Annotated in this window: 11 protein-coding genes; 9 read left to right on the top strand and 2 right to left on the bottom strand. The window is 36.4% G+C overall.

What is annotated here, in order from left to right; all coding sequences use genetic code 11:
• Window positions 1-328: 328 nt before the first annotated feature.
• The 9 genes from BW964_RS08625 to BW964_RS08585 all read left to right on the top strand — a co-directional run bounded on the left by BW964_RS08625 (window position 329) and on the right by BW964_RS08585 (window position 7,269).
• Complete coding sequence (locus BW964_RS08625) at window positions 329-1,438, top strand: histidine kinase (protein ID WP_076506755.1); 1,110 nt, start codon at window positions 329-331, stop codon at window positions 1,436-1,438.
• Between the two features lie 5 nt (window positions 1,439-1,443).
• Complete coding sequence (locus BW964_RS08620; protein WP_076506415.1) at window positions 1,444-3,159, top strand: ATP-binding protein; 1,716 nt, start codon at window positions 1,444-1,446, stop codon at window positions 3,157-3,159.
• Window positions 3,160-3,206: 47 nt separating this feature from the next.
• Entirely contained in the window at window positions 3,207-3,443 is a 237-nt protein-coding gene (locus tag BW964_RS08615) for a hypothetical protein (RefSeq protein WP_076506414.1), read from the top strand.
• Window positions 3,425-3,715, top strand: coding sequence for a type II toxin-antitoxin system RelE/ParE family toxin (locus BW964_RS08610; RefSeq protein WP_076506412.1), 291 nt, complete (start codon window positions 3,425-3,427; stop codon window positions 3,713-3,715). Before BW964_RS08615 ends, BW964_RS08610 begins: the two co-directional genes overlap by 19 nt.
• Window positions 3,716-3,719: 4 nt before the next feature.
• On the top strand, window positions 3,720-4,364 hold the full coding sequence (locus tag BW964_RS08605; RefSeq protein ID WP_076506754.1) for a hypothetical protein: 645 nt from the start codon (window positions 3,720-3,722) through the stop codon (window positions 4,362-4,364).
• 190 nt (window positions 4,365-4,554) lie between these two features.
• On the top strand, window positions 4,555-4,866 hold the full coding sequence (locus BW964_RS08600) for a hypothetical protein (protein ID WP_123911923.1): 312 nt from the start codon (window positions 4,555-4,557) through the stop codon (window positions 4,864-4,866).
• Between the two features lie 39 nt (window positions 4,867-4,905).
• A complete protein-coding gene (locus BW964_RS08595; RefSeq protein WP_076506409.1) occupies window positions 4,906-6,345 on the top strand; it encodes a hypothetical protein in 1,440 nt (479 codons plus the stop codon).
• Between the two features lie 7 nt (window positions 6,346-6,352).
• Window positions 6,353-6,814: an omptin family outer membrane protease gene (locus tag BW964_RS08590; RefSeq protein ID WP_123911924.1), complete on the top strand. Its 462-nt coding sequence runs from the start codon at window positions 6,353-6,355 to the stop codon at window positions 6,812-6,814.
• A gap of 50 nt (window positions 6,815-6,864) precedes the next feature.
• A complete protein-coding gene (locus BW964_RS08585; protein ID WP_076506406.1) occupies window positions 6,865-7,269 on the top strand; it encodes a hypothetical protein in 405 nt (134 codons plus the stop codon).
• Window positions 7,270-7,329: 60 nt separating this feature from the next.
• Here the strand turns inward: BW964_RS08585 and BW964_RS08580 are convergent, their stop codons facing one another.
• Together BW964_RS08580 and BW964_RS08575 are read right to left on the bottom strand one after the other, a co-directional pair.
• Window positions 7,330-9,948 (bottom strand): DUF7619 domain-containing protein, encoded by a 2,619-nt coding sequence (locus BW964_RS08580; RefSeq protein ID WP_076506405.1) that lies wholly within the window; start codon window positions 9,946-9,948, stop codon window positions 7,330-7,332.
• Between the two features lie 207 nt (window positions 9,949-10,155).
• Complete coding sequence (locus tag BW964_RS08575; RefSeq protein ID WP_076506403.1) at window positions 10,156-12,741, bottom strand: DUF7619 domain-containing protein; 2,586 nt, start codon at window positions 12,739-12,741, stop codon at window positions 10,156-10,158.
• Between the last annotated feature and the right edge of the window lie 17 nt (window positions 12,742-12,758).

Raw genomic sequence — 12,758 nt, 5'->3', positions numbered from 1 at the left:
TTAGAATATAAAAAATGATTAATTAACCACAAAAGTCACAAAAGCTTTTGACACTTAAGTTATTTGAAGTTTAAATGCTTTGAGAAAAGAAGATCATATAAGTTCTCAAAAATCGAGGATTTTTATTCTGATGGATAATAATCATTGAGCCGTCAAAAATTCCCCTCCCGTGGAGGGGTGGCAAAAATTCAAAGAATTTTTGACGGGGTGGTTTCAGGTGGTTCAAAAAAATACCCAAAATAATCGTAACTTACTTATACAGTCTAAACTGGTGGAAAATAAACCTTTTGTGCCTTTTGTATTAAAAAAAATAAAGCAAAAAAAATCAATGTCATCAGCAAAACATTTTTTAGAATTGATCCAGAAATCCAGGAAAGGAAAATTCAAGATCTATATCGGGATGAGTGCAGGCGTCGGGAAAACCTTCCGGATGCTTCAGGAGGCACAATCCCTTCTGCGTAACGGCATTGATGTAAAGATCGGGTATATAGAAACCCACGACCGGGAAGAAACCGTTGCTCTTACCGACGGAATTCCTGAAATACCGAGAAGATCAGTTTTCTATAAGGGTAAAAACCTTGAAGAAATGGATCTTCAGACCATTATCAATGAACATCCGGAGGTGGTTCTTGTGGATGAATTGGCCCATACGAATGTAGAAGGTTCAAAAAATAAAAAAAGATGGCAGGATGTGCTGGAAATCCTTGATAACGGGATCAATGTCATCAGTGCCATGAATATCCAGCATATTGAAAGCCTGAATGAAGAAGTGAAGAATATCACGGGAATAGAAGTGGCTGAACGGGTTCCTGATAAGATTTTGAGCCTTGCAGATGAGGTGGTCAATATAGACCTTACCGCAGATGAATTGCTGACCCGTCTTAAAGAAGGTAAAATTTATAAAAAAGAAAAGATACAAACCGCATTGACCAATTTCTTTCAAAGCGGACATATTCTGCAACTCCGGGAACTTGCTTTAAAAGAAGTCGCTGCGCACGTCGAAAGAAAGGTTGAAACCGAAATTAAAACGGAGAATTTTAAACCCATAAAATTTCTTGCTTGTATCAGCAGTAATGAAAAGATTGCTAAAAATATCATCAGAAAAACAGCACGTCTGGCGAGTTACTACAACAGTCAGTGGACCGTCCTATATGTACAGAAGCCATCAGAAAATCCCGAAAAAATTGCCCTCGACAAACAGCGGTATTTGATTAATAATTTTAATTTAGCACAGGAATTGGGGGCCAAAGTGGTGCGGGTAAAAGAAAGCAGCGTCCACAAAGGAATTCTGGAGTATGTGATCGCCCACAATATCACGACGGTCTGTATCGGAAAACCCCACGCAGAGCTCTGGCAGCGTCTTTCCGGCTATAGCTGGATTTATACGTTGATGAACAGACTCAATGAAAAGCAGATAGATATTATTATTTTATCTTAGAAGTAATGAAACTTAAAACAAAACTCACCTTAGGCGTAGGTCTTTTATTTTTACTGATCGTTCTCATGTCAGTGATCGGATCCGTCTATATCAATAAACTAAAATCCGATACGGAGAAGATCCTTACGGCCAATTACAACAGTTTGGAATTTTCCAAAAATATGCTTCTCGCCCTGGATAAAATAAGCACGGACAGTGCTATTGCCGTGAATGATTTTCAGAAAAATAATAAGCTGCAGGAGAAAAACCTTACTGAATTTGGTGAAAAGGAAGCGACTCAAAGTCTGAATCTGCATTTCAACAGTTATCTGAAACAATCTTCTCCGGAAAAAGAAAAACTGATCCGGGAAGACCTTGCAAAAATCATGTCCCTGAATATGAAAGGGATTGAAAGAAAAAGTGATATCGCCATCATCACCGCTGAAAATGCCACTTTCTGGATCGTAAGTTTGGGAACGGTTTGTTTTCTGATTGCTTTTATTCTGCTGTTTAATCTTCCCCAGACGATCGCGGAACCTATCAACCAGCTCACATTCGGTATCCGGCAGATCGCTGCTAAAAATTACAATGAAAGAGTACATTTCAAAGGCAGTGAGGAATTCAACAGCCTTGCAGACTCTTTTAATACGATGGCTGAAAAACTTCAGGAGTACGAAAGCAGCAGTCTTTCCAAACAGCTGATGGATAAAAAACGAATCGAAACACTGGTGAACAATATGCATGATGCAGTAATCGGTCTGGATGAAAACCATTTTATCTACATGATCAATGATGAAGCCCTAAAAATCACCAATCTGCATAAAGAGGAAATCATCGGGAAAACAGCTCATGAAGTAGCGATCAATAATGATCTGTTGCGGGAGCTTCTTAAAAATATTGACCATCCGGTAAAAGAGCCGATCAAGATTGTTCGTGATCATAAAGAGAACTATTTTGAACAGGATATTATTCCTATCAATATTGTAAAAACGGGTGAAAAGGAAACCAAATATATTGGTAAAGTAATTCTTCTCCGCAACATTACGCCTTTTAAAGAACTTGATTTTGCTAAAACCAATTTCATAGCCACGATCTCTCATGAACTTAAAACTCCGATTTCTGCTATAAAAATGGGAGTACAGCTCCTAGGAAACCAAAAATTCGGCGAGTTGAATGACCAGCAGAAAGAACTGCTCAAAAGCATCAATGATGACGGTCAAAGGCTATTGAATATTACCGGAGAATTGCTGAATCTTTCGCAGGTAGAAACCGGAAATATCCGTCTGACCGTTGAAAAATGCTCCCCGAAAGAAGTGGTAAAGGCTGCCGTGAAAAATGTTGAAAAGCTGGCAGAGCAGAAGAATATTCTTATCAATACTGAATATCTGATTGACGATAATGATTTCATTACTGCAGATTTCGACAAAACGGTTTGGGTGATGAATAATTTCCTTACGAATGCCGTTAAACATTCTTTCCAGGATGAAAATATCAGTATCACAGTAGAAAAACAAGACTCAATGATTCAGTTCAGCATTACCGATACCGGAAGCGGAATTGATGAAAAGTATCACTGCCAGATCTTTGACCGCTATTTTCAGGTTCCTGGAGAGCATCAGAACGGAACAGGGCTGGGACTGGCTATTTCCAAAAATTTTATAGAAAAGCAAAACGGCGAAATAGGAGTGAAGAGTTCCCCCAATCAGGGAAGTACTTTTTATTTCAGACTGCCGGTGGTTTAAACAGATTTTAAATAATTTTTTTTAAATTTGAATGAAAATCACACAAGATGAATACATCAGATCTAAAAGCTGACTTGATCAACAGAATCAGTCAGTTAAAAGAAAAAACAATTATGGAGGAGATTCAAAAACTGCTGGATTTTGAATTGAACGAAAACGAATATATTCTTACCGAATCCCAAAAAGACAGAATTGCTGAAGCACAGGCAGAATACAAAAACTCAGCATATCTTACAGAAGATAAAGCCAATCAGGATATTGAAGAATGGCTGGGAGAAAAGTAATCTGGACACATAAAGCCAATATTGAAAGAAAAGAAATTCTTGAATATTGGATTCTCAGAAATCAATCCAAAACATTCAGTATTAAACTAAATAAATTGATAATTAGCAGTGTCAAACTGCTGTCTCTATTTCCGTTAATAGGGAGGAAAACTGCTGTCACAAATGTAAGAGTAAAGATTGTTAAGGATTATCTTATATTTTATGAGTTTTCAGAAACAGAGCTAATCATCCTATCTCTTTGGGATGGAAGACGGGAGGAAAATAAAATTTGATGCGATGAACAGAGTTCCAAAGGTAAAAAAAGTGGTGCAGGATCAAAATTCTGAAGCGTGGAAGAAACTATGTCTTTATATTGATGAAGTAGCAGAAGGAGGGTATGAAGAATTTGAACCGAGAAAAGGTATTGGTTCAGAGTTGTTTCAATTGATCGAAACGCTTCCAAAATCTATTGCCAAGCTGAAAAAAGTAAAAAAAATGATGCTTTATGGCAGTCATTTAAAGCAGATACCACCTGAAATAGGGGAAATGGAATCGCTGGAAGAGTTTATTCCTTATACTTCTTATAACCTTATGTGGTTTCCTTATGAAATCATATACTGTAAAAATCTTAAAAGCAGCACAGTGAGTACAAGAGCGCTCTATGGAAATTATAAATTCCGGACGCATTTTCCTAATCTGTATCAGCGCCCTTTAAGGTATTATGATTTTGAAATTGTAAAGTGCAGTATCTGTAAAAATGAAATACCGGAAAATGAACCGGATCAGTATTGGATTTCATTATCAATCGCCACAGATGTTCTTCCTCTACTGGTGAATGTATGCTCAGAAAGCTGTAAAGCAAAGATTCCACAACCTTCGGAATTATATGTTCAGTTTCCACATAAAGGTGGAGAATTTATAAAACAACCTCCAAAATATTAAATTAATATACATTTGTTTTTCAATGCCTGACAAAATCTTGATTTACTTCCTTCTCATCTGTGTTGCATCAACATTTCTACAAGGGATATTTTTTTATTTTCAGAATAAAAAAATAATAACGAAATACAAACAACCTGATTTCAGGGAATTAAAAAAAATTAGGGGAAAGATTGTTATAGAAAAGGGACTTTTGAGAAAAAGCATCCGTTGGTGTAGCTTTGATATTCTTTTGAATCAAAACTCTGTTTTTTTATTTTCAAAGAATTTTTATTGTATTCCTTCCCGTTTCATTAATCTTATATTTTTTTCTGATAAGAGAAATACGAAAAGTCCTACTGTGCTGAGAGAATTCAGTTTCAATAATAATTCTGTTGTTTTAGTATCTTACCCTGATTTTCTGGTTAATGGGAAACGGACGATCTATTTACAGAATCTTACACCTGACCAGATCAAACTTTTTCAGGAAGCTTTAAAGAATAGAATGCCTTCTGCTCTTCATTAGCAAAATTATTTTACATTTACATAACAGCAAAACTATTCCATGAAAAGCCCCATCAGCCTTTTACTACTCCTGTTCTTTTTCTGTGCCACTTCTCAGGTTTCAAAGAGAACGGCTGCCATCATTAAACCTCTTGAAAAAGAAATATTATTTTATTCAAGTGATGACCAAGAAATAAAAAAGATAGAGGAATTACTTTTTAAAGAAACAAGTACGGAAGAACTTGTATACTTAGCGGAAGAGGGTAAAAATGTTTACATAAAAGCAGCAGCAGTCAACGTTCTGGCTAATAAAAAAGAAGGTGAAAAAATGCTGGAAGTTTTTAAAAAAAATATTCATTCAAAGGAAAAATTAAAGTATAGAGCGGGTTGTATTGTAAGTGATTATTTTTTGTCGGTCTATATTTATGAAGCAATTGACGGAGAAAATAATTTTTCAGAAAAAGAAAAAGATAATCTTCATAGTGAGATGGTATCTATCGCACTGAACACTGATCCTGTCAATACAGATCTTCTGGAGGCTCTGACCTCTGACCTGCCGCTGGATGATGATAGCTACACCAAAATCAGAAGACTGGTGATGGAAACAAAATCACCCATACTGCTAGTGAATCTTGCAAAATATAAAAACCCTAATGATATAGAGCTGATCAAAAGTTTTGGAAAACAAGCTTATTCGGCCATTCAAGAGTTTCCGGATCCTAAGTTTCTGCCGATGATGAAAGAAAATAGGAATGATTCTTCTGATTTTGCTTTCATGCTTGCCTTAGCTGAATTCTGTAGTGAAGAAGCTAAAGAAATAGTGATTAAAGCCATTGAATACAATAAGAAAATCAATAAGGAAAAGGATTGTGGCGGGAATTGCCTGGCTTTCCTCTATCAGCAGATCTCCATAAAAAAATGTACCCTGTATGATGCTGCACTGGCTGATCTTTGGGTAACAGATAAAATCATTTCTTTTGATATTCTGGATGCCTATGAAAAAACACATACCCCAAAAGAAACCGCAAAATTTTTGCTGGATGGATTTTTGAAACCCGGACAAGCCGAAGTGATTGCAGTGAATACATACGATATGGATCACTTGGAGGAGGATGGATCCGGTGAAATGATCTTTGACGATAATCTAAGGCTGGTTACCCTATTGGAAAAAGCAAAAAAGATTTCCCGGGAAACTTATGAAAAAGCAGTAAGAAATTCTCTTCAGTATCTCGATGATCTTGATTTGAACCGTTTCATCTCAAAACTGAAAGACAATGATTCCGTACTTCAGAACCGGGATGTTCTTCTGGACAGGGTAAGAAATAATGAAAATGCCTATGGTGCCCTTAATATCATGGATGGTCTGAAAATGCTCAAAGATGAAAAGCTTTTTAATGAAGGGGCAGCTATAATTGTCAGCAGAAAAGCGGAATTTAAAAAAAGTCCGGTGTGGGGAGAAAATTATAAAAATTTTATCCGGGAAAATAATATCAAAGAATAATTAAACGATGAATACAATAAAAATAATGATGATCAGTATGCTTTGCACGCTTATGCATTCACAGCTGGCTGCGCAGGCATTCAAAGTGGAAGAGCTGGCCGCATTCAATAAGCTTGATATGGCTGCTTTTAAAACAGAAATTAAGAAGCATAAATATACTTTCTATGACAAAACAGAAAGTCCTGCATTTATTCTGTTTGAATATGACAGTCCGGATTTTACTTATAAGATCGGGAAGTTTGAATATACGGAAGACAAATCTCAGGACAATATAGAATTTCAGTTCAAAGACAAAAAAGAGCATGATACCTATATAAAAGTCATTCTAGCAGCAGGTTACCAACAAACGGAAAAGGGAAAGGTTCTTACCGGTGAAAATTATGTGGATTATTTTAAAAATAAAGCACAGATCAGAATGGTTTACCCCCAAACTGCACAGGATAACTATACAATTCTTGTTTTCAAATAGGCCAATCTTCCATTGCATCGGAACAAAGAATAAAATCAGTTTTTATTACCATGTTGGAATTCATCATTTACATACTATTGATTTTCGCTGCAGCCAATCTGTATTATTTCGCGTTTTCGGATCATCCCAACCGGAAAAGGACGATACTTTACATAATACTCCCTTTCTCAGCTTTTCTTTTGGTAACCGCCATATTCTTGAGCCTTATAGATTCTGATGATCTGGTACGGGATACCGGAGACTTCTTCCTGTTCCTTTTGTTTTCCAATATTTTGCTCGTGGCTTTTACTTTTTTCCTTTTGGCCATTCATCATACGGTAACCGGGATGTTTTCTTCCGCTAAAAACTATGGGACCTATGTCTTCGTATTTTCTATTGCTGCGTTTTTCGGGTGTCCTTTGCTTGCTTTTGTTTTGTACGCTGTAGTGTCACTTATTTTCGGATTCGGATCATAAGGAGAAAAAAAGGCTGTGACAAAAATGCACAGCCCTACAGATATAAATAAGATGATTAGTTTACATTTTGATAAACTTATGAGTCACAGTCTTGTCTTTGGTAAACAGTTTAATAATATAGTTCCCTTTCGTTAATTCCCTAACGTTGATAGAACTTCCTGTTACACTTGCTGAGCTGATCATTCTTCCGTTGGCATCATAAATTTCCGCTTTGATCACCGTGTTTTTAGATTGGATATTCAAAACATCATGTACAGGGTTCGGATAGATGGTGACCATGTCGTTTCCTTTGCTTACTTCTGACGTTGCCAGTACATTTCTGACCGTCGTTGTGAAAGTGTTGGTAATGATAGGATGATTGTAATCAAAATAAATTTTAGCAGTATTGCTGAAACTGTCACCCATTGTCATGGTGGCCTTTGTTTTAATTTTAAATGAAATATATCCGTCATTATGAGCATCATCAAAAGGCAGCTGAATATTTTCAAAAATAAATTCTATGACATTAGCGTTGCTGATTCTTGTTGTGTAACTATGACTTCCCGCTAATGGTACTACAGAATTAATATCAAATTTTGACAGGTCGATTTCATCTTTTACCACAATATTCTGGGCATTGGCCGTTCCTTTATTTTCAAATCGGATCAGGTAATGAACATAGTCTCCCACTTGTACCTGGGTGATGGATGTTCCTTCCAGACAAGTTTTATCATTCGGATCAAAAGAATTGACAACGGTTTGATGGAGCGCAAAATAATTATCAGCAGGAGTTTCATCGGTTGCTCCTGTGATTTGAGCCGTGTATTGCAGAATTTCTCCGCCATTTAATGCCGGTATTTGTGTAGGAGTATTGAGTTTTAAACTAACGGTAATTTCCTTTTTTTCAAAAGGTAAAAGATTCGTGAAATTCCAGTTGAGAACGCCTGTTGAAAGGGAAGTAGGAACAGTTGTTGAGCTTAGATAATCTGTCAGTGCATCATCGTAATTAAATACTAATGTTCCTGATTGGGCAGTGGTTCCTTTGTTTTTATAAACAATTTTGTAGAGAGACGTGAACCCCGGTCTGGCATTGTTGATAGGAATAATGACAACTTCTAAATCATGATGCGTTCCGTTGGCACTTACGCAAAAGTTTTTAGTTAATGGACTCGCCTGTGCCGGGAAATCCGCTGTTATACTGGCTGGAGAAATAGTAAAATACGCAGGATTTTCAACAACCGGAGTAATCATATGTAGTCCTTCTTGAACAGAAATAGAATAATTTCCGGAGCCATCTGCGATGTAGCTCCCGGAGTTAGTTCCGTCTGTGATATTAAATTTTTGGAATGCCTTGTTTACATCATTGGTATCGCAACCATTATTGTTGGAGTCATACTTTGTATTTCCCTGAATCGTATACGTTGTTCCGCCAGGGGTGAATGAGCAATAACTGTTGACTTCCACATGATTTTGCCCCTGACTGATCAGCATATTGGAAAACTGCTGTACTTTATCTGTATCGCAGCATATATAAGCCAAATTGGGTGAATAGGTTGATGATCCTGCATAGAAATTCAAATTCGGATTTCCATTTTTAACATTGATGTTTTGGATACCCGTTCCACTTACGGTGGCTCCTTCTAATTCTGTATTCTGGCTTAAATTCAGACTCGTTATGCCGTTTTCATTAAAATTAAAAGCTTTTAATCCCAAAACAGGAGAGACATCAAGAGAGGTCAATGCATTTCCACCGATGCTCATATTGATAATTTGCGGAGTGCCTGTAAAATCAAGTGATGTCACATTGGTTGCTCCTAAGCTTAATGTTTTAAGATTCGGCTTGTTTTGAAGCGCAACGGAAGTGATTAAAGGAGAGTTCAGTAGCTGTAAATTATCCAGATTATTTGTATTTTGGATATTTAGCGAACTCAATAATGGATTGGCATCCACCAATAGATATTGCAGCAGAATTGCATTGCTTAAGTTGAGTGCGGTCAGTTTCGTATTCTTAATACTGAAGTGCAAAAGCTTGTTTAAAGGCCCTAATGTTAAGGAGTTCAGATTACTTTTGTCAATGACAATTTTTTTAAGATTGACATTACTGGTAAGATTCAAACTTGTAATGGTGTTCGGATAAGTAAGGTTGTCACTGAACTCAATTTCTTCAAGATTGGTGAGAGTTGGAATGTTTACACTGGCTAAGTGCGCATTGCCTCTGATTGTCAATCTTTTTAAAGAAGAATTCTGTAAAAAATTCATATTGGTCACATATCCTCCATTAGATGTAAGGTTAAAATCTTCAAGCTGCGTGCAGCCTTGAGTGTTGATGACATCCACTGCATTATTATTAACGATTAGAATTTTCAAGGCAGTCATATGGCTCACATTCACTTCATCAATATAAATATTTCCCTGTACTACGAGCATTTTCAGATTAGCGAAATTCTGAATTCCTGTAATGTCGTGAATCTGTGTTTGATTTAAACTGATGCTCGAAATATTCAAGGCCTCACTGACCTGAATTTCACCATCATTGTTGGTGTCAATAACACTCGTATTTCCATTGAGATCCTGCGCAACATAATTCCATTGACTTGCTGAAACAAGTTTTGCTTTAAATTGTGGATCCGGGAAATTAATAATCTGTGCACTGAGTGACAGATGTGCTAGAAAAAGCACAAAAAAGTAAAGTCTATTCATGGTTTGGTGATTTGTTTTGTTAAATGTACAAATAAAATATTATTATGTGATATATTTTATTTTTAAAATATAAAGCGTTAATTATTCGTATTTAATTAAAAATATTACTATTATTCAATCTAATTGAAAATATTATTTCTATCATTAAGAGCGAAAAAAGACTGCCCTGGAAAGAAGCAGTCTTAAATCTCAACAAGTTTGTTTCAATTAATTTTTAATCAATTTCTGACTTACAGCTTTATTTTTTGTGAATAATTTGATAAGATAAGTGCCTTTTACAAGTTCAGAAACGTTGACTGAATTTCCGCTCACAGCCTTTGAGTTGATAATTCTTCCATTGACATCGTAGATCTCAGCTTTGATCACCTCATCTTTTGATTGGATATAAAGAATATCTTCGACAGGATTAGGATGAATATTGACCTCATTCTTGCGGATATCCACCTCAGAGGTCGCCAATACGTTTTGTACTGAAGTAGTATAGGTATTCGTAACGATCGGAGCATTATAGTCAAAATAAATCTGTGCGGTATTGCTGAAAGTATCACCAATAACTAAAGTAGATTTGGTTTTGATTTTAAACGAAATATACCCGTCATTGTTGGCATCATCAAAAGGAAGCTGAATATTTTCAAAAATAAATTCTACGGTCGGATTGTTAACCTTCGTGATAAAAGGATGGCTTCCATTCAGGGGCACTAAAGTAGAGAGATCAAACTTTGAAGTATCGATCACATCTTTTACCACAATATTCTGGGCATTGGCCGTTCCTGTATTTTCAAATCGGATTAAGTAATGAACGTAATCTCCAACCTTGGTTTGAGAAATGGTAGTTCCTTCCAGACAGGTCTTATCATTTGGATCAAAAGAGTTGACAACGGTTTGATTGAAGGTAAAGATATTGTCAAGAGGAGTATCATCCGCTGCTCCATTGATTTGTGCACCATAATGAAGAATGGTTCCACCATTAAGAGGAGGGGTTTGTGTTGGGGTATTCAAGTGTACGGTTACCGTGATTTCTCTTGTTTCAAACGGAAGAAGATTGCTGAAATTCCAATTCAGAATTCCCGGTGATTGAGAATTCGGAGCAAGGGTTGAAGTCAGGTAATTCATTACCGTACTATTATAATTGAAACCAAGAGATCCTGACTGTACCGATGTTCCTTTGTTCTTATAAATGATTTTATATTGAGCATCAAAACCCGGGCGGGCAATAGTAACAGGCATAATTACGGTTTCAAGATCGTGATGAGTGCCATTGGCTGCAAGACAGAAGTTTTGCGTAAAAGGAGTGGGCTGAGTGGGGAAAGTAGCCGTTACTGAAGTCGGTGAAACCGTAAAATAGTTCGGGTTTTCCAATAAAGGAGTAATGATATTGGTCCCTGCGGGAAGATATAGATGATGAGAGCCGCTTGCATCAGATAGAGCAATGGAGTAGCCTGAAACATAGCTTAAAATATTGAATTTTTGAAAGGGTTTTAAAGGATCATTATTATCACATCCGTTTCCGTTGCTGTCGTATTTTATAGTTCCTTGAAACAGATAGGAATTGCCTCCCGGAGTAAAAGTGCAATAGGAGTTTACGACAACATTGGTCTGATTATATTGGGTTAGAAGTGAATTGACCACATAAATTTCTGCCGGATCAATACATATATATTTTAGCTGTGGTGTATTGGCAAACGCACAAGCTGATCCGGGACCGTTAAAACTTTCTTTTCCATTTTTCATCATCAGAGTCTTGAGATTCAGATTATTGGAACAGTCAAAAGAAATCAGGGCAGCGTTCTGTGAAAAATCAATATTGGTAAACAAATTATTTTGAATCTGAATTCCTCTTAAAAAAGGAATTTGGGTAAAATCTAAATTCTGTAATTGATTATTACCAGCATAGATATACTGCAGATTTATATTATTGTTGAATGTTAATGTTGACAGTGAATTCTCAGAAACCAAAAGCTGAGAAAGCAAAGGATTAGAACTTAAATTCAGGCTCGTAAGTTGGTTTTCGTGGACGTCGAGGTACGTTAATCCAATGTAGGGAGTAGCGTCAAAAGTTTGAAAATGATTAGTGGATATCGTTAAATAGTTAACAAGAGAAGGATTGGGTACACTAAGGCCGCTTAGCTGGTTCCGAAATAATTCTAATTTTTTTAAAGCAGTATCTCCGGCAAAATTAATGCTTGTAAGAGATGGGTTTTCTGTAATACTTACTTCTTCAAGTGAAGGTAAATTACTCAGGTTTAAAGAGGAGAGAGTTGAGGCAAATAAAGAGAATTTTTTAAGATTGGGAGCTGATGAAATACTGATAGCATTTACATTCTCCAGCTTAATTTCCTGAACAGATGTATTTTGAATACTAATAACGTTTCCATGTGCCCCCAGATGTGCCAGACTTAAAGCATTGCAATTTTCAATAGTCACATTAGCGACTTCACCTCCCATAAATTTTATTTTCTGAAGAGCAGGATAATTGCTAAAAACCAGACTGTAGGTTAATAGGTTAGGATTGGTTAGTTCCAGTTCTTTTAAATTGGGGAATTCATTCAGACCGGATAAGCTCGTTACCGCATCGGTAAGGTTATTAATATTAATTTTATAAACCATTGCTGCTTCCGATACCTGAATTTGTCCGTCGCCATTCGCATCAAGAGTAATAAATGTTCCGCCGGAATTACTTGTTGCTCCGTAAGCAAATAATTTTGATTTCAGATAAGCATCAGGAATGTTCACAATTTGTGCCTGAAACATAGACAATACCATCATAAAAATGATAAAGCAGATTTTTTTCATGGATTATTAGTTTGTAG

It is taken from the genome of Chryseobacterium shigense (genome assembly GCF_900156575.1).
GTDB classification, from domain to species: domain Bacteria; phylum Bacteroidota; class Bacteroidia; order Flavobacteriales; family Weeksellaceae; genus Chryseobacterium; species Chryseobacterium shigense.
Note: the sequence above shows the minus strand (reverse complement) of the source record. Positions and strands in the feature narration are given on the sequence as shown.